The organism is Streptomyces sp. NPDC046349 (genome assembly GCF_055587885.1).
The window spans coordinates 312178-334219 of the sequence record NZ_JBVJFK010000009.1 but is presented as its reverse complement, the minus strand read 5'-3'; the positions used below and the strand labels follow the sequence as shown (position 1 = coordinate 334219).

General features: G+C 72.4%; 20 protein-coding genes. 11 read left to right on the top strand and 9 right to left on the bottom strand.

The window, feature by feature from the left end:
- Positions 1-98: 98 nt before the first annotated feature.
- The 3 genes from ACZ6JS_RS23005 to ACZ6JS_RS22995 form a co-directional block, all read right to left on the bottom strand.
- Positions 99-1121: a 1-phosphofructokinase family hexose kinase gene (locus tag ACZ6JS_RS23005; RefSeq protein WP_469300434.1), complete on the bottom strand. Its 1023-nt coding sequence runs from the start codon at positions 1119-1121 to the stop codon at positions 99-101.
- 237 nt (positions 1122-1358) lie between these two features.
- The gene (locus ACZ6JS_RS23000) at positions 1359-2012 is read right to left on the bottom strand and encodes a CBS domain-containing protein (RefSeq protein ID WP_469300432.1); all 654 of its coding nucleotides are present in this window, start codon (positions 2010-2012) and stop codon (positions 1359-1361) included.
- Positions 2013-2021: 9 nt separating this feature from the next.
- Positions 2022-2480: a hypothetical protein gene (locus ACZ6JS_RS22995; protein WP_469300431.1), complete on the bottom strand. Its 459-nt coding sequence runs from the start codon at positions 2478-2480 to the stop codon at positions 2022-2024.
- A gap of 565 nt (positions 2481-3045) precedes the next feature.
- On the opposite strand from ACZ6JS_RS22995, the gene ACZ6JS_RS22990 reads away from it, so the two are divergent.
- The 4 genes from ACZ6JS_RS22990 (at position 3046) to ACZ6JS_RS22975 (ending at position 7436) form a co-directional block, all read left to right on the top strand.
- Positions 3046-3732: a helix-turn-helix domain-containing protein gene (locus ACZ6JS_RS22990; RefSeq protein WP_469300429.1), complete on the top strand. Its 687-nt coding sequence runs from the start codon at positions 3046-3048 to the stop codon at positions 3730-3732.
- Positions 3729-4487 (top strand): HAD family hydrolase, encoded by a 759-nt coding sequence (locus tag ACZ6JS_RS22985; protein ID WP_469300427.1) that lies wholly within the window; start codon positions 3729-3731, stop codon positions 4485-4487. Before ACZ6JS_RS22990 ends, ACZ6JS_RS22985 begins: the two co-directional genes overlap by 4 nt.
- Positions 4484-6883, top strand: a complete 2400-nt coding sequence (locus ACZ6JS_RS22980; protein WP_469300425.1) for a glycoside hydrolase family 65 protein — start codon at positions 4484-4486, stop codon at positions 6881-6883. Before ACZ6JS_RS22985 ends, ACZ6JS_RS22980 begins: the two co-directional genes overlap by 4 nt.
- Before the next feature lie 103 nt (positions 6884-6986).
- On the top strand, positions 6987-7436 hold the full coding sequence (locus ACZ6JS_RS22975; RefSeq protein ID WP_469300424.1) for a universal stress protein: 450 nt from the start codon (positions 6987-6989) through the stop codon (positions 7434-7436).
- 13 nt (positions 7437-7449) lie between these two features.
- On the opposite strand, the gene ACZ6JS_RS22970 is transcribed toward ACZ6JS_RS22975, so the two are convergent.
- The 6 genes from ACZ6JS_RS22970 to ACZ6JS_RS22945 all read right to left on the bottom strand — a co-directional run bounded on the left by ACZ6JS_RS22970 (position 7450) and on the right by ACZ6JS_RS22945 (position 12808).
- The gene (locus ACZ6JS_RS22970; RefSeq protein WP_469300422.1) at positions 7450-8859 is read right to left on the bottom strand and encodes a Ni/Fe hydrogenase subunit alpha; all 1410 of its coding nucleotides are present in this window, start codon (positions 8857-8859) and stop codon (positions 7450-7452) included.
- Positions 8856-9671, bottom strand: a complete 816-nt coding sequence (locus ACZ6JS_RS22965) for an NADH-quinone oxidoreductase subunit B family protein (RefSeq protein WP_469300421.1) — start codon at positions 9669-9671, stop codon at positions 8856-8858. Before ACZ6JS_RS22965 ends, ACZ6JS_RS22970 begins: the two co-directional genes overlap by 4 nt.
- Position 9672: 1 nt before the next feature.
- Entirely contained in the window at positions 9673-10479 is an 807-nt protein-coding gene (locus ACZ6JS_RS22960; RefSeq protein ID WP_469300420.1) for an FAD/NAD(P)-binding protein, read from the bottom strand.
- Complete coding sequence (locus ACZ6JS_RS22955) at positions 10476-10952, bottom strand: cyclic nucleotide-binding domain-containing protein (RefSeq protein WP_469300417.1); 477 nt, start codon at positions 10950-10952, stop codon at positions 10476-10478. Before ACZ6JS_RS22955 ends, ACZ6JS_RS22960 begins: the two co-directional genes overlap by 4 nt.
- Entirely contained in the window at positions 10949-12121 is a 1173-nt protein-coding gene (locus ACZ6JS_RS22950) for a 4Fe-4S dicluster domain-containing protein (RefSeq protein WP_469300416.1), read from the bottom strand. Before ACZ6JS_RS22950 ends, ACZ6JS_RS22955 begins: the two co-directional genes overlap by 4 nt.
- Positions 12122-12229: 108 nt before the next feature.
- The gene (locus ACZ6JS_RS22945) at positions 12230-12808 is read right to left on the bottom strand and encodes a hydrogenase maturation protease (protein ID WP_469300415.1); all 579 of its coding nucleotides are present in this window, start codon (positions 12806-12808) and stop codon (positions 12230-12232) included.
- Positions 12809-13002: 194 nt separating this feature from the next.
- On the opposite strand from ACZ6JS_RS22945, the gene ACZ6JS_RS22940 reads away from it, so the two are divergent.
- From ACZ6JS_RS22940 to ACZ6JS_RS22910, 7 genes are all read left to right on the top strand, one after another.
- Complete coding sequence (locus ACZ6JS_RS22940; protein ID WP_469300413.1) at positions 13003-13422, top strand: CBS domain-containing protein; 420 nt, start codon at positions 13003-13005, stop codon at positions 13420-13422.
- A 177-nt stretch (positions 13423-13599) separates the two neighbouring features.
- Entirely contained in the window at positions 13600-15075 is a 1476-nt protein-coding gene (locus ACZ6JS_RS22935) for a bifunctional aminoglycoside phosphotransferase/ATP-binding protein (RefSeq protein WP_469300544.1), read from the top strand.
- Positions 15076-15372: 297 nt separating this feature from the next.
- Positions 15373-17814, top strand: coding sequence for a phosphoenolpyruvate synthase (gene ppsA, locus ACZ6JS_RS22930; protein WP_469300411.1), 2442 nt, complete (start codon positions 15373-15375; stop codon positions 17812-17814).
- Between the two features lie 50 nt (positions 17815-17864).
- Complete coding sequence (locus tag ACZ6JS_RS22925) at positions 17865-18365, top strand: flavodoxin domain-containing protein (RefSeq protein WP_469300410.1); 501 nt, start codon at positions 17865-17867, stop codon at positions 18363-18365.
- A 43-nt stretch (positions 18366-18408) separates the two neighbouring features.
- On the top strand, positions 18409-18999 hold the full coding sequence (locus ACZ6JS_RS22920) for an Rv1733c family protein (RefSeq protein WP_469300408.1): 591 nt from the start codon (positions 18409-18411) through the stop codon (positions 18997-18999).
- Positions 18992-21664, top strand: a complete 2673-nt coding sequence (locus ACZ6JS_RS22915) for a cation-translocating P-type ATPase (RefSeq protein ID WP_469300406.1) — start codon at positions 18992-18994, stop codon at positions 21662-21664. The genes ACZ6JS_RS22920 and ACZ6JS_RS22915 overlap by 8 nt, the downstream gene beginning before the upstream one ends.
- Before the next feature lie 16 nt (positions 21665-21680).
- Positions 21681-21986, top strand: coding sequence for a DUF1876 domain-containing protein (locus ACZ6JS_RS22910; RefSeq protein WP_469300404.1), 306 nt, complete (start codon positions 21681-21683; stop codon positions 21984-21986).
- Positions 21987-22042 lie beyond the last annotated feature (56 nt).

Sequence of the window (22042 nt, the reverse complement as noted above, 5' to 3'; positions counted from 1 at the left end):
TCGGGCAGCTGTCCGGCCCGGGGCGGCCTCACCCCTTCGCAGCCGCAACGTGACGCCGGATGCGCACCCGGCAGGACGCGGATGCGGCGCGGAGCCCTTCAGCCACGGGTCGTCCTCACCAGCGGGCGCAGGGACCGCGCCACGTCCACGTCGAAGGGCTCGGTGCTCGGGGTGAGCATCGCCGCGGCGGCCGTGGCCACGCCCAGGGCGCAGGCGCTGACGGGATCGTTGCCGGAGGCCAGTTCCGTGGCGAGGGCGGCGACCATGCTGTCTCCCGCCCCGGCATCGCTCAAAGCCGCGCCGGGCAGTGGCGGCGCGTAGAGCTCGGTGTGGCCGTCGGCGGTGGAGCACAGGGCGCCCAGCGCGCCGAGGGTGGTGACCGCGATCTCGGCGGACCCGGTGGCGAGCAGGTGCGTGTTGAGGGCGCGGGCGTCGTCGAAGCCGGCGACGGTGCGGCCGGTCAGGCTCTCGGCCTCTGTCCGGTTGCACCGGAACAGGAACACGCCCGCCGCGAGCGCCGCTCGCAGAGCCGGTCCGGAGGTGTCCAGGATCAGTCGGGATCCGGCTTCCTTGACGCGGCGGGCGACGGTCGCGAAGTAGTCGTCAGGCAAGCCGCCCGGCAGGCTGCCGCTGGCCACGACGTACGGGCAACTGCCGGTGAACCGCTCCAGTGCTTCCAGGCACCGCTGTCCCTCGCGTTCGTTCAGTCGCGGGCCCGGCGGCACGATGTGGTAACTGCGGTGCGGTCCGGTCTCGAACAGCACGAGTGCTTCGCGGGTGTCGTCGCCGATGCCGACGGCGACGTGGTCGATGCCCTCTTCGTCCAGCAGCCGGTTGAGGCGCAGGCCGACCTCGCCTCCGGCGGTGTGGACGGCGGTGGCCCGCCCTCCGAACCGCACGGCGTGACGGGCGACGTTGATCCCCCCGCCGCCGACGGCCACCGACCTGATCCGCGCGCGGTTCTTGCCGATGCCCTCCAGGTGTTCGACCTCCCAGCAGAGATCGATGGTCGGATTCATCGTCAGGGTGACGATCGCCGGTCCGGCGGTGTTCTCGTCCGATCCCCCCGCACGCCCGGCGGTCCCGCCGCGAACGGGGTCCGGCGTCGCAGCCGCGCTCATCGCGGCGTCCTCGGCGCACCGGGGGAGGGGCGCGGACGGCTGGGGGAGCCGTCCGGCTCCACCGGTCCACCGATCCGGCGCCGTGACACCGACGTCATCAGCTCACCACCTCCGCGGACAGCGGCACGTCCGCCCCGGCTTCCATACTCGAGCAGCCTGACGTCACGTGCATGCCGGTTCAGCGCCGGGCCTGCTCATCGGCCTCGCCCTTCCCCGGGAAGGCCGGCTTCCCGCCGCTCACGGCCCGGTGCGCGCCTCCAGCCGGCATCGGACGTCGACGATGCCTTCGACGGAGTGGGTGAGGCGCTCTGCCATGGGGATCAGCGCCCGGTCCCGGACCTGGCCGGTCAGTGTGGCGACTCCCCTGGAGACGGTCACCTTGACGGCTTCGTGGGAGAGGGGGAAAAGGTGCTCGACCACACCCCGCCGGATTTCGGCGGCCAGGTCCTCGTCGGAACGGAGGAAGACCTTGAGCAGGTCGGCTCGGCTGACGATGCCCTTGAGGGCACCGTCCGCGTCCACGACCGGGAGACGTTTGATGTGCCGGTCGGCCATCAGTCGGGCGGCCTGCGGAAGGGTGGCGTCGGGGCGGATCGTGACGGCGGGGGCGGTCATGAGGTCCTCGGCGTGAGTGGAGCCGGCCTTGGCGGTGTCGCCGAGGCGGCGCATCTGCTCCATCAGGCCGGGGCGGTGATCGTGGAACTCCTCCTTGGGCAGGAGGTCGGCCTCGGAGACCACCCCGACGACGCGGCCCTCGCCCTCGACGACCGGGACGGCGGTCACCCGCCACCGCTCCATCGCGGCGGCGATGTCCTTGAAGCCTGCGTCGGGGGTGACGGCGACGACCTCGGTGGTCATCACATCGGCGACGGTGTACGGGCTGGAGGTCATGGCAGGTCCTCAGCGTGCTCGGGCGAGCGGGGTTCCGCTGCCGTGGGGTGCGAAGAAGTCGAGGAGCCGGGTGCGGGCGGAGCCGAGCCGGTCGGCGACGACCGCCGCGACCGCGGGGGAGACGGACCGGCCGACGGCCGAGTCCTCGTTGCACAGCTCCCGTACGGCCGCGTCACATTCGAGGGGGGCCGCCTCGCGGGTGGCGGTGGGGCCCAGGTGCCAGGTGCTGGGGCGGAACATCCAGGACCAGAGCAGCCCACCGTGGCCGAGGCTGCCCAGCACGACGTCCTGGCGGCCGGGAACGTGGGCGGGCAGGTCCACGCTACCCCCCTCGCTGATCCGGAAGGTCCGTCGGCGCTCCGTGAGCATGCGGGTCCCGGCCGGGACCGTCAGGTGCCGGGAGTGGGCGAGCAGCGCGTCGCGGGCCTTCGCAGCCGTCTCCTCGAGGATGCGCTGCAGCGTGCCCATGGTCCGCCTCCGATCCTTCTCCTTCACCCTGCGCCCGGCCCGGCCTCGGCAGGGAGGGCCGCGCGGTGCACACGCGCGGGACCGTTCGGCCCACCTCGGCGGACCAGGGCGGCCTTCCCCGGCCCGGTAGGTCGCGAGCGCCGCAGGGCGGCCTGTCCCGGTTGCGGCGGCGCAGGTCCGCGACACCCTGGAAGAGGCCGCGGTCGACGAGGACCCGGGGCGGGGGCCGCTCTCGCTCGGCCACTCGCTGCCGGCACCGTCCGGAGACCGCCCAAGAGGCGCAGCAGGGCCGGCCGGGCCCAGGAACCCTCCTTCCGGGGAGGTGCCGTCGCCGAACTCGACCGTCGCATGGGACCGCACGCCGGGGAGGGGGCCGATCGGGTCCTCGGAGGGGCCGGTCGGCCCAAGCGCGGCAGCGGGCCGGGGGCACAGCCTGTCGTTGATGCTTCCGCATCGCAGAGAGAGGGCGGGCCATGAAGGCACCCATCGCTCCGGGACCCGGACAGGCCCTGGGGCTGCTTCGTGCAGCGGGCCCGGTCCCCATCTCCCGGGAGAAGTGATCACCATGAAGAGGATCCCGACCACCCCGCCCGAGTCGTCCGCCGGTACCTCCAGCCGGACCGACCTGGGCCGCCGCCTGGCAGCCCGCCGCGAGGCCCTCGGACTCAGCCGCGAAGAGCTGGGCCGCAGGTGCGGTGCCGACGCAAACTACATCACCTACCTGGAGGAGCACGCTGCCTCGCCGTCCATCGGCACCCTCGTCCGGGTGGCCGACGAACTCGGCGTCACGGTCGACGACCTGACCGGCGCGAGCGCCGATCGAGTACCCGGCCGATCCACCGCCCGCCGTGACACCGCGCTGGTGTCCCTGGGCGAGGACGAGTGCCGGCATCTGCTGGGGACCCACGGCGTGGGGCGCATCGGGGTCTTCACGCCCGAGGGGCCGGCCGTGCTGCCCGTCAACTATCTGATCGCGGGTACCGGTATAGCCTTCCGCACCTCTGCCGCTTCCGTCGTGGCGAGGTCGGCGGGGAGGGAGGCCGCCTTCGAGATCGACAACATCGACGACGTGACGGCCAGCGGATGGAGCGTACTCGCGGTCGGCGTGCTCGAGGGGGTCACCGATGCGGACCTGCTCCGGCATGTGAACGCCACGGCCCGGTCCAGCCCCTGGGCAGGCGCGGACCGTGATCAATGGATGAAGATCACCCCCGTCCGGCTGACCGGCCGTCGTGTGACGCACGACTGGTGAGTGGCGTGCGCGCGGTCGTCTTCGACACCGACGGGGTGCTCCTGGCCTCGGCGGTCCTGCACGCGGCCGCGTGGAAGACGGCCTTCGACGGCTGTCTCCCCCGCTGGCTGCCGCAGGACGTCGCGGGAACAGTACATCCGTTCGATCCTGTCCGTGAGTACCGGGATCTGGTGGACGGCCGGTCCCGACTCGACGGCGTACGCGCCTTCCTCGCCGCCCGGCGCATCGATCTGCCCTCCGGAACGCCGAAGGATCCGCCGGGATGCGGCACGGTGCACGCGGTCGCCGCACGCAAAGAGATGATCTTCGTGGACATGATGCGCGGTGACGGGGCGGAGGCCTTCGACGACGTCCGGCCCGTACTGCGGCGGCTACGGGCGATGGACATCGCCTGCGCGGCGGTCTCGGCGTCGCGGCACGCCCGCTCCCTCCTCCGCTCCGTGGATCTCATCGGCCTCTTCGATGCCGTGGTGACCGGCGAGGACGCCGAGGCGCTGGCGCTTCCCGGCAAGCCCGACCCCGCTCTGTTCCTCGAAGCGGCGGACAGGCTCGGTGCCGGGCCCGAGCACAGCGTCGTGGTGGAAGACGCGGTCGTAGGCGTCGAGGCGGGTCGGCGGGGCCGCTTCCGCCTGGTCGTGGGGCTCGACCGGGACGGTGACCCGCACACGGCTTCCGCCCTCCTGGCGCACGGCGCCGACCTCGTCCTGCCGGGACTCGACGGCCTTCCGGCCGCTCTCGAGGGACACCCGCGGTGAACGGATCATGGCGCTGGGAGTACCGGCGTTACGACCCCAAGTCCGAGCGGCTGGTCGAGTCGCTCTGCGCGCTGGGGAACGGCCGGTTCGCCACCCGGGGCTCGGCCCCCGAGACGACCGCCGACGACATCCACTACCCGGCCACCTACCTGGCCGGCTGCTACGACCGCCTCACCTCCGCCGTCGCCGGCCGCACGGTCTCCAACGAGGACGTGGTCCGGCTGCCGGACTGGACCGCCCTGCGCTACCGCTGCCTTCCCGACGACGCGTCGCCCGGCGACTGGCTGACGCCGGACCACCCGGCCCTGCGCCACTACCGCGTTTCGCTCGATCTGCGTACCGGAACGCTCACCCGGCGCATGCTCTTCCTCGACGCCGCGGGTCGCCGCCTGGGCGTCACCCACACCCGCCTCGTCCACATGGGGGATCCTCGCCTGGCCGCGCAGCGCACCGTGATCCGGGCCTACGGATGGAGCGGCCGTATCGAGGTCGCCTCCGTCCTCGACGGTGATGTCGTCAACGCGGGCGTGGAACGCTACCGTTCCCTGGCCGGGCGGCATCTGGTCGGGCACCGGGCCGGCGTGGAGGCGGCGGGTACCGCCTGGCTGTCCTGCCGCACGGCCGCCTCGGGCATCCGGATCGGCCTCGCCGTCCGCCTGGCCGTCCGCCCCCTCGCCACCGTGGCCGGGACGTGCACCGCCACGGCCGCGACCCAGTCGTCCGTCCTGCCCATACGGCGCGGGCGGGACGTCGTGGTGGTGAAGACCGCCGCCCTGTTCACCTCCCTCGACCGCCCCGTGGCGGACCCGGTACGGCGCAGCATCGAGTATGCCGAGCACGCCGCCGCCTTCCCCGACCTGCTCGCCTCCCACCGGGCGGCCTGGCTGCGGCTGTGGAGCGAAGGAGGGCAGCGGACGGCGGGGGAGACCGGCGGGATCCTGCGCCTGCACGCGTTCCACGTCCTGCAGACCCTTTCGCCGCACACCGCCGAACTCGATGCCGGGGTCCCCGCCCGCGGCCTGCACGGGGAGGCGTACCGCGGCCACGTCTTCTGGGACGAGCTGTTCGTTCTGCCCTACCTCGACCTGCACTTCCCCGACACGGCCCGCGCCCTGCTGATGTACCGGCACCGGCGGCTCCCCGCCGCCCGGGAGGAGGCACGGCGAGCCGGTTCCGCAGGGGCGATGTTCCCTTGGCAGAGCGGCGGTTCCGGCACCGAGGAGACCCAGCGGCTGCATCTCAACCCCCGCTCGGGCCGCTGGCTGCCGGATCACTCCCACCTCCAGCGCCACGTCGGATCGGCCGTCGCCTGGAACGTCTGGCAGTACGGCCTCGCCACCGGCGACACCGGCTTCATGCACGGGCCCGGCGCCGAACTCCTGCTGGGCATCGCCCACTTCTGGGCCGACGCCGCCACCTGGGACGCCGACGTCGGCCGCTACCGGATCCGTGGTGTCGTCGGCCCCGACGAATACCACGACGCCTACCCCGCGGCCACGACGCCCGGCATCGACGACAACGCCTACACCAATGTCGCCGCCGCCTGGGTGATCGCCCGCGCCCTCGACCTCTACGGGGAGGTGACGGCCGCCCGGCGGGCCGAGCTCCTCGCACAGCTCGGCCTCGACGCGCAGGGGCTCCAGGGCTGGGAGGAGATCTCACGCCGCATGTACGTGCCGTTCCACCGCGGCGTGATCAGCCAGTTCCACGGCTACGGAGACCTCGCCGAACTCGACTGGGACACCTACCGGGCGCGCTACCACGACATCCGGCGCCTGGACCGCATCCTGGAGGCCGAAGGCGACACCCCGAACCGCTACCAGGCGTCCAAGCAGGCCGACACCCTCATGCTCGGCTTCCTCTTCCGTCCGGTGGAACTCGCCCGCCTGTTCACGCGGCTCGGATATGCACTGGACGACGATCTGTGGGCGCGCACGGTGGCGTACTACCTGCGCCGAACCTGCCACGGCTCGACCCTGAGCAGCGTCGTCCACGGGTGGATCCTCGCCCGGCAGCAGGGCGCGGACGCCTGGCGGTACTGCCGGGAAGCGCTCCTGAGCGACATCACCGACGTCCAGGGCGGCACCACCGGCGAAGGCATCCACCTCGGCGCCATGGCGGGCACCCTCGACCTCGTCGAGCGCGGCGTCGTGGGGCTCGAACCCGGTGCCGACGGCCTGCACATCGATCCCGTGCCGTTCTCGGAGATCCCCGGTTCCGCGTTCTCGGTCTGCTACCTCGGACACCGGGACATCCGTATTCGCTTCCGGCCCGGCCGGCTCGGAGCAAAGGTTCCGGCCTCGCTCCACGGACCGGTGCCGCTGATCCTCCCAGGTGGTCGGCGGGAGCAGATCGCCCCGGGCCAGGAGCGGTGGTTCCGTCTCGCCGCCGAATAGCCGGCCCTCACGCGCCACCCGAACACCCCTGCGGCCTCGTTCGGGTGGCGGTGCGTCCGTGCTTCGCACACGCTGGGAGGGAGCGTCGGAAGGGGTGAAGGCCATGGACGCCCAACCTGAGGTTCCGCTGGTCGTGGTGGGTGTCGACGGGTCTCCCTCGTCCCAGACCGCGCTGCGCTGGGCGGTGCGGTACGCCGATCTCGTCGGAGGCAGGGTGGAGGCCGTGACGGCCTGGGAAGTACCCGGCGAAGCGTCGTGGTCGGCCCCCGCCGTCGACGCCGACTTCGACGAGGAAGAGGCGCAGAGGCTGCTGGTCGAGGAGGTCCGCGCCGTACTGGGCGAGGACGGCGCCTCCCGGGTGCACGAGCGCCTGGTGCACGGCCACCCGGTCGACGTCCTGGTGGACGCGGCGGCGGAGGCCGACATGCTGGTGGTGGGCAGCCGCGGCCGGGGAGGTTTCCTCCGGGCACTGCTGGGCTCGGTGAGCCAGCAGGTGGCACTGCACGCCCCGTGCCCGGTGACGATCGTGCGGCCGGAAGTGGCGGTGGAGTAGCGGGAGCCCTCCCTCACCGCTCCATGCCGTGCTCCGTCCCGCGCTCCGCCCCGTCTGTGCGTCGGACGTCCAGTTCCAGAAAATGCGCGGAGCAGGAGATGCACGGGTCGTGGTTGCGGACGGCCCGCTCGCACCACAGCGCAAGATCCGCGTCCGTGTGCTCCCCACGGTCGAGACATGCCTGGACGGTCAGGCGGAGGTCCTCCTCGATGGCGCCCTGGTTCTGTGCGGTCGGTGGGACGAGGGTGGCCTCCACGACGTGCCCGCGGGTGTCCAGCGTGTAGCGGTGGTACAGCAGGCCCCGCGGGGCCTCCGTGGCCCCGTGTCCGGTGCCCGCCCGGGCGGGCACCTCCACATGGGGGTGGGGCGGCGGCTCGTAGGCGTCGATGATCCGGAGCGCTTCCTCGACGGCGTACAGCACTTCCACGGCTCGGACGAGGACGCTGCGGTACGGGTTCCTGCAGACGGTGCCGCCGCCTGTGCCCGCCGCTTCCCCGTGCCCCGGGGGTGTGCCGAGTCCGGCCTCCCGGGCGGCTTCGAGTGCCATGGGGGAGAGCAGGTGGCCGCTGATGGCCCAGCGGGCGAGTGAGCCGGTCAGGTGCCTGCGGCCGTCGAGCCGCGAGTGGAGGGCCGTGGAGTGCGGGACCTGGGTCTCGCGGACGTGGTCGAGGAAGTCCCGCAGGGGAAAACCCTGCGGTCGGCCCGGCGCCCCGGACGGCAGGACGGTCGGGACACCGGACTCGATGGCATAGGTGTCGGTCTCGGCCAGCGCGAACAGGTCGGCGTCGCACTCGGCATCCGGGAACTCGAAGCCGGCAACCCAGCGCACGGTGTCCCACGCGTCGTCGAGGGCGGTGCGCAGCCGCTCCGCCAAGGGCCGGAGCCGGGCCCGCGTGGGAGTGCGGTGGAAGCCGCCCAGGCGGACGTTCACGGGGTGGATGGCGCGGCCCCCGAGCAGCTCGACCACCGCGTTGCCGGCTTGCTTCAGACGCAGTCCGCGTTCCACGTGTTCCCTGTGGGTGCGCGCCAGCCCGATCACATCGGGGTGTCCGAGGAAGTCCGGCGCGTGCAGCAGGTGGATGTGCAGCGTCTGGCTCTCGATCCACTCGCCGCAGTACAGCAGACGGCGCAGAGCGGCCAGTTGACCGCCGACGGTCACTCCGCACGCCTCCTCGATGGCCCGGCAGGCGCTCATCTGGTAGGCGACGGGGCAGATCCCGCAGATGCGCGAGGTGAGATCCGGCGGCTCCGTGTGGGCCCTCCCGCGCAGGAAGGCTTCGAAGAAACGCGGAGGTTCGTAGATCCTCAGACTCGCCTCGGTGACGGTGCCGTCATGGATCCGCAGGCGGAGCGCGGTTTCGCCCTCGACCCGGGTGACGGCGGGAATGCGCAGGACTCGGGACGAGGGCGTGGGTTCCCTCACTCGGCGCCTCCCCCGTCCGCCCGGCCCGGTCCTTGTGCTTCCAGGGAGGCGAACGACGTCACGTTGAAGGTGTGAAGGAACCGGGCGGTGTCCTCGTCGCTCATCCCGTCGCGGTGCAGGAGCGGGATGAGCGCCGGGAGGTTGGTCGTACCGGCCGGTCCGAAGCAGCCGTAGCAGCCGCGTCCGTACGTGGGGCACAGGGCTCCGCAGCCCGCGTGGGTGACAGGACCGAGGCACGGTGTTCCGTGGGCGACGGTGACGCAGACGTTCCCGCGCCGCTTGCAGGCGAAGCAGACGCTGTGGTTCGGGATGTCCGGCTTGCGCCCGGCGAGGAAGGCGGTGATGACCTCCACGAGCTGTCCGCGGTCGATGGGGCAGCCGCGCAGTTCGAAATCGACGGGAACGTGGGCGGAAACGGGAGTGGACGTGGCGAGGGTGGCGATGTATTCGGGACGGGCGTAGACGGTGGCGAGGAACTCCTCGACCTCGGCGTAGTTGCGCAGCGCCTGTACGCCGCCGGCGGTGGCGCATGCGCCGATGGTGACGAGGTGGCGCGAGTCGGCACGGATGCGCCGGATGCGGTCGACGTGTTCCGGGGTGCTGACCGAGCCTTCGACGAGCACGAGGTCGTACGGTCCGGGCTCCGCGTCGCTGGACGCCTCCGCGAAGTGGGCGATGTCGAGTTCTGCGGCGATGCCGAGCAGTTCGTCCTCACAGTCGAGGAGGGTGAGCTGGCAGCCGTCGCACGAGGCGAACTTGAACACACCGAGCCGCGGCCGGTCGGGCCGGCGGGGCTGCTCAGGAGGGTGCATCTCACAACTCCCGTACGCTGAGGAGGGGTTCGGCCCGGTGGTGGCCGACCACCGGGCCGTCGCGGCAGAGCAGCAGGGAACCGAGCTGGCAGTGCCCGCAGTGCCCCGTCGCACACCGCATGTTGCGCTCCAGGGAGACCTGGATACGGGCGGGGTGCATGCCCCGGTGCACCAGTGCCCGCCCCGTGGCACGGATCATGACTTCGGGTCCGCAGACGAAGGCGGTCGCGGCGGCCGGAGTGAACCCGGCCTCGTCGATGAGGTCGGTGACGACCCCGACCCTGCCTGCCCAACCGGCCGCGGGACGGTCGACGGCGGCCTCGGCGAACGGCCGGCGCCAGCCGGGGAACTCGTCCTGGTACAGCAGGTCGCCGGGGCTCCGGGCGCCGGCGAGCACGTTGAGGCGCCCATAGGCGTCCGGCTCGGTCAGCACGGCTTCGATCAGCGGTCTCAACGGGGCCAGACCGATGCCCCCGGCCACGACGAGCACATCGCGGCCACGAGCCGCCGCCGTGTCCCAGCCGGTACCGAACGGGCCGCGGACGCCGACGTACGCCCCCACCCCCAGCCCGCACAACGCACGCGAGACGGCTCCGACGGCCCGCACCGTATGGGTCAGCCGTCCGCCGCCGAGGATCCGGGACACCGACACGGGGATCTCACCCACACCGAAGGCGTACACCATCGCGAACCGGCCCGGCGCGAAGGGGGCCAGTGCCTCTCCGCACGGTTCGAGGGCGAGGGTGACCGTGTCGTGCGTCTCCTCGCGCCGGTCCACCACGCGGTGGGGGAGCGGTGCCGACGTCATGGCAGTGATCCGTTCTGCGGGGGTCCGTACAGGTCGATCAGCCGTGTGCGCGTGGCCCTGAGCCGTTCTCCGATGGTCTCGGCGACGAGGGTGACCAGGGCCAGCCCCAGCGCGGGCCGTTCGGCGAACAGGGCGCGTACCGCGGCGGCGTCGAACTGCCAGGCGCGGACGGGCTCCCGCGTCTCGGCCCCCAGGTGCCACTGCCGCGGCGGGCACAGCCACGACCAGCCCAGCAGGCCGCCCGCTCCGATGGTCTCCACGACCGTTCGTCCCCGGCCGGGGACGTGGACATCGAGGTCGACCGTCCCGGAGCACAGGATCCAGAAGCGGTCCGCTTTTCCGCCCTCCTCGAAGACCCGCGTGCGTGCGGGCATGTCGACAGTGAGGGCGAGGGCCGCCAGAGGCTCGCGCTCGCCCGCCGGAAGAGCGGCGAGCAGTCGCGTGCCGCAGGGCCGGTCGGGATCCGCCGTCACGGCGCCTGCTCCCGCTGCTCGACCTCGCGGTGCAGGGCGTGTGCTTCCTCGGTGAGGTCGATCCCGGTGGGGCACCAGACGATGCAGCGTCCGCACCCGACGCAGCCGGAACTGTCGAACTGGTCGTGCCAGGTGCCCAGTTTGTGAGTGAGCCACTGGCGGTAGCGGCTGCGGGGACTGGCCCGGACCGGCCCGCCGTGCAGGAGCGAGAAGTCGAGGTCGTAGCAGGAGTCCCAGCGGCGCCACCGCTCCGCGTGGTCGCCGGTCAGGTCCGTCACGTCCTCGGTCGTGGTGCAGAAGCAGGTCGGGCAGACCATGGTGCAGTTGCCGCAGCTCAGGCACCGGGCCGTGACGTCGTCCCAGCGGTCCGCCTCCAGGGTGTCCCGCATCAGCGCGCGCAGGTCCACCGGCGGCATCGACCGGCCCATGCGGTCGGCTGCCTGCCGCACCCCGAGGACGGCGGCGGTCCGCGTGGCGTCGTCGGCCGCGCGGCGGGGGAGTTCCGCGAGGACCGCGGCTCCCTCCGCGGTCCCGCTCCGGCACAGGAAGCGGTGGCCGTCGGCGTCCACCACCTCGGTGAGCGCGAGATCGTACCCGGCGTCGGCGGCCGGTCCTGTCCCCATCGAGACACAGAAGCAGGTGGCCCCGGGCTCGGTGCATTCCACGACGATCAGGAAGGCGCCGGTACGCCGGGACAGATACGCCGGATCGCGGTACCGGCCGCCGGACATCACCCGGTCCAGGATCCGGATGGCGCGCAGGTCGCAGGGCCGCACGCCGAGGAACGCGTAGGAGACGTCCTCCGGTTCTTCCTCGCGTACGGACAGTTCGCCGCCGGGCCCGCGGTCCGCCGACCACTGGCGGACCCGCTCCGGGTGCAGGAAAGACTTCCACGACTGGGGCCCCGCACTGTGCGAGAAGGCGGCTGCGTCGTCGCGGCGACGGAGCCGGTACGTACCCGCCTCCAGTTCGACCCCCCACCCGTAGGGCAGCGCGTCGGCGGAGTCCAACTCGTCGAGAACGATCGCACCGTCCCGCGCGGTCGGGCCGATCACCGTACGGCCGCGGCGCCGCAGGACCGTTACGAGCGCGGCCAGGCCGCCGCGATCGAGCACCGCCTCGATGCCGCCGTCGTCGACGCGGCGGAGGCCTGCCTCGGGGCCGGTCATGGCTTCCTCCCGTCCGTGCCTTCCCACAGGGCGGGAGGCATGGTGCATGCGGCGGCCCACCGCTCGCCAGGGGAAGGCCGTACCGCGCGAGTGCTCCCGGCCAGGGTGTCAGCCGGGCGGCCTGCGTTCGGTGACCGCCGTCCGGCGAGTCCCGGTCGGCTGTTCAGCCGTCCGGGCGCCGGCGCCGTCCGCGGCCCTGCCACGCTGCTCGATGTCGGCGGTGATCCGTAGGAGCAGCCGCGGTACCGCGCGCGCCGGCGCCGCAGTCATTCCCACTCCCGTTGAGCGGTCCGCGCCTTCGACCGCGTACACGATCAGGTGACCGGGGCTGCGGCCGAGTGCGTCGCTCAGACGAAGCGCCTCGGCGAATCCCAGCCCATGCGTGCTGTGTCGCGACGGGCCGGCCACGCTCGGCCCGTCGCAGGCGCCGACGTCCCACCGGTGCGTGCGCCCCGGCTGTCCGGCGGGGGGAAAACAGGCGTCGACGACGATCGCCAGGTCCGCGCCCTCCCACAGTTCGATCAGGCGCGCGGGATCCCCGTCGCACTGGGCGACGACCACGTCGGCGCCCAACCGCCGCTGCGCGGCCCGGCGCCTCAGCAGACCGGCCACGACCCATCCCAGACCGTCGTCGCGACGGAACACGTTGCCCAGGCCGATGATCACGGTCCGGCCGGCTGCTTCCATTCGATTCTGGTCCCCTCGTCCGAAGATCACCGAGCCGCCGGCACCGGCCCCGCGGGTCGCGGTGCGGGCGAGGCGACGATCGTCCCGGGTCCGGTGCCGTGCATCCGGGAACCGCCCGTCCGACGCGCGGGCGGATGGGCCGGCGGCCAGACTGGAAGGTGGGAAGTCTGGAAGGTGGGAAGTGAGGAGGCAACATGAAAACCGCCCGCGAGATGATGCATGCCGGTGCTTCCTGCGTTCAGGAGACGGAAACACTCATGGACGCCGCGCGGCTCATGGGCGAGCTGGACGTCGGGGCGCTCCCCATCTGCGGCCCGGACGACCGCCTGCACGGCATCATCACCGACCGTGACATCGTGATCAAATGCCTGGCGAAAGGCAAGGACCCCCGCCACATGACAGCCGGGCAGCTCGCGCAGGGGAAGCCGGTGACGGTCGACGCCGAAGCGGGAGCCGACCAGGTCCTGGCCACGATGCAGGACCACCGCATCCGGCGCGTGCCCGTCATCGCGGACCACCGCCTGGTGGGCATGATCAGTGAGGCCGACCTGGCGCGGCACCTCTCGGAGGAACAGGTGGGTCACTTCGTCGAGACCATCTGCGCAACCCGCTGATCCCCGTCCCCCCTGCGCCCACGCGGCCGGGACGGGGCGGGCCGTGCTGTCATCCCGGGGGCCGAGGGAGAGGGAGCGGACGCCATGGACCCGGTTGTGACCGTGGGCCCCGACAGCGGCGCGTCGGTGCTGCGGCCGGGCACCGGCCACGGGCCGGACGCGCCGCCGAGGGCGGAAGTGTGCGAGACCCACACGGCCGTGGTCCTCTTCATGGGAGACCGTGCCTACAAGCTCAAGAAGGCGGTCGACCTGGGCTTCCTGGACTACAGCACCGTGGCCGCGCGCCGTACCGCCTGCGAACGGGAAGTCGCCCTCAACCGGCAGTTCGCGCCGGATGTCTACCTCGGGGTCGGGCAGCTGCGAAGCCCCGGAGAGGACGTCCCCGAACCGGTGGTCGTCATGCGCAGGATGCCGGCCGGCCGCCGCCTCTCGACGCTGGTGGCGGAGGGCGTGGACGTGGACCGCGCCCTGGACGCCGTCGCGCGCCGGCTCGCCGCGCACCATGCCGGTGCCACCCGCGGCCCGGAAGTGGACGCACAAGGCGCCAGGGACGCGCTGTCGGCACGCTGGGAAGCCGGCTTCGCGCAGGTACGTGAGCTGACCGGTCCTGAACACCTGCCCGCCGGCCTGGCCGAGACCGAGCTGTTGGTCCGCCGCTACCTCGCCGGCCGGAAGCAGCTGTTCGACGCTCGCATCGCCGAGGGGCGGATCGTCGACGGCCACGGAGACCTGCTCGGCGACGACATCTTCTGCCTCGACGACGGTCCCCGCATCCTCGACTGCCTGGAGTTCGACGACCACCTGCGCTACGTCGACGGTCTCGACGACGCCGCGTTCCTCGCCATGGACCTGGAACATCTGGGTGCTCCCGAAGCCGCTTCGTACTTCCTGGCCCGGTACGGCGCGTACTCCGGTGACCCGGCACCCCCCTCCCTGCGGCACCACTACGTCGCCTACCGTGCCTGCGTACGGGCCAAGGTGTCCCTGATCCAGGCCGCCCAAGGAGCCCCGGGCGCGGAGACCGCGGCGCGGCGCCTGGCAGCGGTCGCCCTGCGGCACCTGCGCACCTCCTCCGTCGGCCTGACACTGGTCGGCGGGCTCCCGGGCAGCGGGAAGTCCACCCTCTCCGGAGCCCTGGCCGACCGCCTCGGCGTGACACTTCTCAGTACCGACCGGATCCGAAAGGAAGTCGCGGGCATCCCCGCGGAGCAGTCGGCGGCGGCCGCCTACGGCGAGGGCCTGTACACACCGCAGCGGACGGCAGAGGCGTACGCGGCCCTCCTCGACCGCGCGTCGACCCTGCTTGCCGCAGGCGAGTCGGTGGTGCTCGACGCCACCTGGATCGATGCGGACCAGCGCGAAGCCGCCGTCCGCGTCGCCGAACGCGCCGACGCCGACCTCGTGGCACTGCACTGCCACGCTCCCGGCCACGTCGCTGAGGCCAGGATCGAGAGCCGTGCACCGGGACCGTCCGACGCCGACGTGGCGGTCGCCAGGGCCATGGCCGCCCGAGAAGACCCGTGGCCCGACGCCGTCACCATCGATACCGGCGGCTCCCTCGAATCCGCCGTCGTCCGGGCGCTGACGGCCGTACACCCGTGGGGAAGCAGTCAGGCCCCCGTCTTCCGCCGTCCCTACATGGAGCCGGACTGAGCGGCGGTGACAGCCGGCGGGTCCTTCGGGGGCCCACCGGCCCCATGCACGGGGGGGCCACTCGGCCCTGGCATCGGACCCCCCTGGCACTGCGGACACCGCCCCCCTCCGGCTGACCGTGGGACTACGGACGCCGAACCGGTGCCGTTTCCCTAAGAGGGTGACCACGATGCAGCGCGTACGGATCCGGACTCGGCCGAAGCAGCCCGACCACCCCGCTCCGCTGGACCTGCGCACACCGTCCGGCCGCCCGCTGCCGTACTGAGCACCGCCGCCAGCAGGGCCCCGGAGGTCGTCATGGGACACACGCGACGCGTCATACCCTTCACAAGTCTGAGCCGCGGCGACGTCGGCCGCGTCGGGGGCAAGAACGCCTCCCTCGGCGAGCTGACGGCACGGCTGGCCCCGGCGGGCGTCACCGTACCGCCAGGCTTCGCCACCACTGCGGAGGCCTACGACGAACTGCTCGACCGAGACGAGCTCCGCAGCCGGATCCGACAGCAGCTCGACCGGTTCCACTACGGCGCGTCGCTGGAGGACACGGGCGCGGAAATCCGGTCCCTGATCATGGCGGTACCCTTGCCGGAGGCGCTGCGGGACGAGATCACCGCGGCATACGCGGATCTCGGCCGCCGACTGGGCCGGCCCGACCCCGAGGTCGCCGTGCGCAGCAGCGCGACTGCCGAGGACCTGCCGGAAGCGAGTTTCGCCGGCCAGCAGGAGACGTACCTGAACGTCCGGGGCAGCGAGCAGCTCCTGGAAGCCGTACACCGTTGCTTCGCCTCGCTCTTCACCGACCGGGCCATCGACTACCGCGAGCGCATGGGCTTCGACCATCTGCGCACAGCGCTGTCCGTCGGCATTCAGGCGATGGTCCGCTCGGACCTCGCCGGAGCCGGAGTGATGTTCACTCTCGACCCGGAGAGCGGATTCCCCGAGGTCGTGGTCGTCAGTGCGGCCTGGGGGCTCGGCGAGACGGTGGTCAGCGGTCAGACGGACCCGGACGAATACACCGTATTCAAGCCGTCCCTGAAGGACCCCGCGCTGAACCCCGTCATCGACGTCCGCCTCGGAGCCAAACGACGCAAGGCCGTCTACGCCGAAGCCGGACTCACCGACACTGTCGACACCACACCCGAAGAGCGGGCCCGACGGGTTCTCACCGACGCCGACGTCCGCCGTCTCGCCGAGTGGGCCGTCGCCGTGGAGGAGCACTACGGCTGCCCCATGGACCTGGAGTGGGCCAAGGACGGGATCACCGGGGAGCTGGCCATCGTGCAGGCCCGGCCGGAGACCGTGCAGTCCCGGCGGCGCTCCGCGACACTGCGCCGGTGCCGACTGACCGGCATGCCGAGCGGGGTACTCGTGGAGGGCGTCGCGGTCGGTGAGGCGATCGGCGTCGGCCCCGTGTGCCGTCTTGACACTCCGGTGGAACTGGAGCGCTTCCCCGCCGGTGCCGTGCTCGTCACCTCGATCACGGACCCGGACTGGGAACCGATCATGAAGCGGGCCGCCGCGATCGTCACCGACCATGGGGGCCGCACCTCACATGCGGCGATCGTCAGCCGCGAGCTCGGCGTCCCCGCCGTCGTCGGCACCGCCGACGCCACCAAGGTCCTGCAGGAAGGCGCCGAAGTCACCGTCTCATGCACGGAGGGGAGCCGCGGCAAGGTGTATCCGGGCCGGGTGCCGTACGAGGAGAGCGAGACGGACCTCACCGCCCTGCCCGCCACCCGCACCCGGGTGATGCTCAACCTCGCCGATCCGTCGGCAGCCTTCCGCTGGTGGCGGCTGCCCGCGGACGGCGTCGGCCTGGCCCGCCTGGAATTCATCGTCGCCCACCAGGTCAAGGTCCACCCCATGGCCCTGCTGCACCCCGAGAGGCTGGACGCGGCCGACCGCTGCGCCGTCGACCAGCTCACCGAGGGCCACCTCGACCGGACCAGCTACTTCACCGACCGCCTCGCCCGCGGCATCGCCCGGATCGCCGCATCCCGGTGGCCCGACCCCGTCATCGTGCGCACCAGCGACTTCAAGACCAACGAGTACGCCAAGCTCCTCGGCGGGCGGTCGTTCGAGCCGGCGGAGGCCAACCCGATGATCGGATGGCGGGGCGCGAGCCGCTACTACAGCGACGGATACCGGGAGGGCTTCGCCCTCGAATGCCGGGCCCTGCGCCGGGTCCGGGACGAGATGGGCCTGACCAACGTCATCGTCATGATCCCCTTCTGCCGCACTCCACAGGAGGCCGACAAGGTACTCGACGTGATGGGCGGCGAAGGACTGAGCAGGGGGACAAACGGGCTCGAGGTCTACGTGATGGCCGAGATCCCGGCCAACATCCTTCTCGCCCAGGACTTCGCGACACGCTTCGACGGCTTTTCCATCGGCAGTAACGATCTCACCCAGCTCACCCTCGGGGTGGACCGCGACTCCGAAGCCCTCGCCGAGGTCTTCGACGAGAACGATCCGGCCGTCACCTGCCTGATCGGCATGCTCGTCCAGCGCGCGCAGGCCGCGGGACGCCCCGTGGGCCTGTGCGGTCAGCGTCCCAGCGACGACCCCGCCTTCGCCGCGTTCCTCGTCGGCGTCGGCATCGACTCGATCTCCGTGGCCCCGGACAGCTTCGCCGCCGTCAAGCAGCACGTGGCCGCAGCCGAGGCGAGCCACGGCGGCGAGGACCGAATGGCCCCCGCAGGGATCCGTCCGGCCCATGCGCAGCCGCCGCCGGCGGCCTGACAGTGGCATCAGCCCGAGAACACGGGACCCTCAGGCAAGGAGGCCCCTCCATGACCGCCAAAAAGGTCCTGGTCGCCTACGGCACCAGGCACGGAGCCACGGCAGGGATCGCAGAACAGATCGGCAGGACCCTCGGCGAGGACGGCATCGAGGCAGTCGTCCTGCCCGCCGGTGACGTCCAGGACGTCCGCGGGTACGACGCCGTCGTCCTCGGCGGCTCCCTCTACGCCGGTCACTGGAGCGGCAAGGCCAAGCGCTGCGCAGAACGCAACGCGGATGCCCTCCGGCACCGCCCGGTCTGGCTGTTCAGCAGCGGCCCGCTCGACCGCTCCGCCGAGGAACGCGACATCCCCCCGGTTCCCGCCGTCGCGCGGCAGATGCAGCTCATCGGCGCTCGGGAGCACAAGACGTTCGGCGGCAGCGTCACGGCTCGCACCCCCGGACTTCTCGCCCGGTCGATGCTCCGCCAGGGCAAGGGCGGCGATTACCGCGCCCCCGACCGCATCGAGGACTGGGCCCACCACATCAGCGCCGAACTCGGCGCCGCCTGACCGGGCGGCTCGGCCCCCTACCCGCGCAGCGTGGAGGTGAGCGATGGACGACCGGACCCTACGGCCGGCTACCAATCCGCTCCGGCGGAGGGCCGACCGCACCCGCTCGCGCCTGCACGCCGCCTTCGCCGTCGGCTGCCTGATCGCGGTGATCTGCGGCATCGCGGTCGGCCGGGATGCCTGGACCGACGGCAGCCGCGCCGCCGACGTGCTCGCCCGGCACCGGCACGCCGTCACTGCCACGGCCGTCGGCGGGACCAGCCACCGAGCCGGATCGGGCACGAGTGAGCGGCCCGTCGTGGTGGCTACCGTCGCCTGGCACTATCCCGCCGACCGCAGACACGCGGAGACCGTCCCCGTCCCGGCCGGGACCCGGCAGGGAGACACCGTCCGGGTATGGGTCGACGACCGGGGCGACGCCGCGACCGCGCCGCCGGTGGCTGCCGACCTCGCGTTGCAGGCATTCGGCTTCGGCGCCATGGCCGCCACCGGGATCACGTTCCTGGCGGGAGCTTTCGTCCGGACGGGCATCCGGGTCGTGGACGCCCGCAGCGCCCGGGCATGGGAATCCGAATGGGAGGACGTCGAGCCCCGCTGGACCGGCCGCCTGCGCCCCGGAGCGGACGATGATTGACGGTCCCGGCGACGAAGGGCTCGCCCGGGACGTCGTGCCCGACCCCATGGAGCCGCTTCCCCTGCTCCGCCAGGAGCTCCACACGGGGCCTTCGGGCCTGTCGAGCCGGGAAGCGGCACGGCGACTCGCCGTGTACGGGCCGAACGAGGTCAGACCGACCGCGCGGACCAGCGTCCCGAGGGAACTCCTGCGTCAACTGGCCCACCCGTTGGCGCTGCTGCTGTGGGCGGCCGCCGCGCTCGCCTTCATCGCAGACATCGAAGTGCTCGGCTGGGCGATCATCGCGGTCGTCCTCGTCAACGCCGCTTTCGCGCTCGTCCAGGAACGGCAGGCCGAGAAGGCCGTCGAAACTCTGGCCGGCTACCTCCCCGCACAGGCCAGGGTGATCCGTGACGGGCAGCCCCAACACGTCCCGGCCCGGGACCTGGTACCCGGCGACCTCATCGCCCTGGAGGAAGGCGACCGCATCGCCGCAGACGCCCGGCTGACCGAAGGCGGCATCGAGGCGGACCTGTCCATGCTGACGGGCGAATCCACCCCGGTGGAACGCCTGGCCGGCCCCGGCCTCCAGGCCGTGCCGGTGCTCCAGGAACCGAATCTCGTCTTCAGCGGTACCAGCGCCACCGAGGGCCAGGCCCGGGCGATCGTCTATGCCACCGGGGACCACACGCAGCTCGGACGGATCGCCGCGCTCAGCCAGCGCACCCCACGCGAACCGAGCCCGCTGGAGCAGCAGGTCAAAAGGGTGGCCTGGCTGATCGCGGCGGTCGCCGTCGCCATGAGCGCGGTGTTCCTCGCGATCGGTGTCGCCGTCGGCCTGCCGGTGACCGACTCGCTGATGTTCGCGATCGGCCTGCTCGTCGCCAACGTGCCGGAAGGGCTCCTGCCGACCATCACCCTCGCCCTCGCCGTCGGCGTCAGGGTCCTGGCCAGGCAGGGCGCTGTCATCAAGCGGCTCAGCGCCGTGGAGACACTGGGCTCCACCAATGTGATCTGCACCGACAAGACCGGCACCCTCACCCGGAACGAGATGCGCCTGCACGGGATCTGGACTCCGGAGCACGGCACGGAGGCCGGGCCCCGGGACAGCGAGCTCGTCCGTGCGGCGGCCCTGTGCACCACCGTGACGCGCGAGTCCGACGGCCGGCTGCACGGCGACCCGACCGAGATCGCACTGGTGGACGGGGCAGCGCAGTGGGCCGAACCGCTGAATCCGGCCGGCCGGGACGCCGACCGCCGTGCCTGCTTCCGCTTCGATCCCCGCCTGCGCCTGATGTCGGTCGTCCAGACGACCGACCGGGGCCGACTGCGCGTCATCGTCAAGGGCGCTCCGGAGGCAGTCCTGTCACTGCTGGCGGCCGGAGAGCCGGCCCGGCCGGCCCGGGACGCCGCCGGCGCCCTGGCGGCCGACGGCATGCGGGTACTGGCCGTCGCCGTCCGCGACCTGCCGGCCGGCGACGCCCCCCCGGCACGACGTCAGCAGGCCGAACAGGACCTCCACCTGCTGGGGCTCGTAGCCCTGTACGACCCACCGCGCCCGGAGGTCGCCGCCGCGGTCGAACGCTGCCACCGGGCAGGGCTGACCGTCCACATCGTCACCGGCGACAACGGTGCCACGGCCGCCGCCGTGGCCCGCTCCGTCGGCATCGGCGCTGCGGGCCTGCGCGTCGTCGCCCAGTCCGAGGCGGTCGACGACCACGAGCTCGACCACCTGCTGCGCCTGCCCGGCACGGAGATCGTCTTCGCGCGCTCCTCGCCCGAGACGAAACTGAAGGTCGCCGACGCGCTGAGGGCCCACGGCCGGATCGTCGCCATGACCGGCGACGGGGTCAACGACGCCCCGGCCTTGCACCGCGCCCACATCGGCGTCGCCATGGGACGCTCGGGCACCGACGTGGCACGCGAGGCCGCAACCATGGTCCTGACCGACGACAACTTCGCCACCATCGTCACGGCGATCGAATCCGGGCGCCGCGTCTACGACAACGTCCGCAAGTTCATCGTCTACATCTTCGCCCACCTCACTCCCGAGGTCGTGCCCTTCCTCGTGTTCGCCCTGTCCGGAGGAACCGTTCCCCTGCCGCTGACCGTGCTCCAGATCCTCGCCATCGACCTCGGCACCGAGACGCTCCCCGCCCTGGCCCTGGGCCGCGAACGCGCCGAACCGGGCGTCATGGCACGACCACCGCGGCCCAGCACACAGGGCGTGATCAACAAGGACATGCTCGTCCGCAGCTGGGGCTGGCTGGGCACGGTCTCCGCCGCCCTGGTGATGACAGCCTTCTTCTATGTGCTCTGGCGCGCGGGCTGGCACCCCGGCGACCCGACCGGCCCGGGCACCCCACTCCACCACGCCTACCTCACCGCCACCACCGCCACCTTCGCCGGCATCGTCACCTGCCAGGTCGGTACGGCGGTCGCGGCGCGCACCGACCACGCGGCACTGCGCGACATCGGCCTCTTCACCAACCCGCTGCTGCTCGCCGGCATCGCCTTCGAACTCGCCTTCACCGCGGCGCTCGTCTACGCGCCGCCGCTCCAGCACCTCTTCGGCACCGCCGCCCTGCCGTGGGACGTCGTTCTGCTCGTTGCCGTCTTCCCGCCGCTGGTCTGGGGCACCGACGAAGTCCGGCGCTGGGCCCGGCGCCGCCGTCACCACTTCTGAAATCAGGAGGAACACCATGTCGCACACGACCGAGTGGAAGACCCGCACCTACCTTTTCGAGGAGGACGGCACCACCAAGGCCCGCGTCGAACTCGACACCGGAACCAACCGGCTCACCGGGCACGGAACCGCCCGCTGCAACCCCACGGACAAGGACGTCCCCGAGATCGGTGACGAACTCGCCGCCTCCCGCGCGCTGGAGGATCTCGCAGCGCAGCTCAGGCAGATCGCCCACCGGGACATGGCCGCGGTCGGGGCGGGGCCGCGACCGGAATCCCTGAAGCCCTACGGAGGCTGGATGGACGGTGCGGACGTCTCATGAGGGCTTCCCGCACCGCCCGCCGTCCGGCTGCGTCTGCGTCACCTCCCGAGGCCACC

Excerpts from the sequence above, each read along its gene's own strand:
- ppsA (WP_469300411.1), top strand. The coding sequence starts at position 15,373 with ATGGGACACACGCGACGCGTCATACCCTTCACAAGTCTGAGCCGCGGC.
- ACZ6JS_RS22945 (WP_469300415.1), bottom strand. The coding sequence starts at position 12,808 with ATGGAAGCAGCCGGCCGGACCGTGATCATCGGCCTGGGCAACGTGTTC.
- ACZ6JS_RS22965 (WP_469300421.1), bottom strand. The coding sequence starts at position 9,671 with ATGCACCCTCCTGAGCAGCCCCGCCGGCCCGACCGGCCGCGGCTCGGT.
- ACZ6JS_RS22910 (WP_469300404.1), top strand. The coding sequence starts at position 21,681 with ATGTCGCACACGACCGAGTGGAAGACCCGCACCTACCTTTTCGAGGAG.
- ACZ6JS_RS22920 (WP_469300408.1), top strand. The coding sequence starts at position 18,409 with ATGGACGACCGGACCCTACGGCCGGCTACCAATCCGCTCCGGCGGAGG.
- ACZ6JS_RS23005 (WP_469300434.1), bottom strand. The coding sequence starts at position 1,121 with ATGAGCGCGGCTGCGACGCCGGACCCCGTTCGCGGCGGGACCGCCGGG.
- ACZ6JS_RS22940 (WP_469300413.1), top strand. The coding sequence starts at position 13,003 with ATGAAAACCGCCCGCGAGATGATGCATGCCGGTGCTTCCTGCGTTCAG.
- ACZ6JS_RS22995 (WP_469300431.1), bottom strand. The coding sequence starts at position 2,480 with ATGGGCACGCTGCAGCGCATCCTCGAGGAGACGGCTGCGAAGGCCCGC.
- ACZ6JS_RS22975 (WP_469300424.1), top strand. The coding sequence starts at position 6,987 with ATGGACGCCCAACCTGAGGTTCCGCTGGTCGTGGTGGGTGTCGACGGG.
- ACZ6JS_RS22990 (WP_469300429.1), top strand. The coding sequence starts at position 3,046 with ATGAAGAGGATCCCGACCACCCCGCCCGAGTCGTCCGCCGGTACCTCC.
- ACZ6JS_RS22915 (WP_469300406.1), top strand. The coding sequence starts at position 18,992 with ATGATTGACGGTCCCGGCGACGAAGGGCTCGCCCGGGACGTCGTGCCC.
- ACZ6JS_RS22950 (WP_469300416.1), bottom strand. The coding sequence starts at position 12,121 with ATGACCGGCCCCGAGGCAGGCCTCCGCCGCGTCGACGACGGCGGCATC.
- ACZ6JS_RS23000 (WP_469300432.1), bottom strand. The coding sequence starts at position 2,012 with ATGACCTCCAGCCCGTACACCGTCGCCGATGTGATGACCACCGAGGTC.
- ACZ6JS_RS22960 (WP_469300420.1), bottom strand. The coding sequence starts at position 10,479 with ATGACGTCGGCACCGCTCCCCCACCGCGTGGTGGACCGGCGCGAGGAG.
- ACZ6JS_RS22925 (WP_469300410.1), top strand. The coding sequence starts at position 17,865 with ATGACCGCCAAAAAGGTCCTGGTCGCCTACGGCACCAGGCACGGAGCC.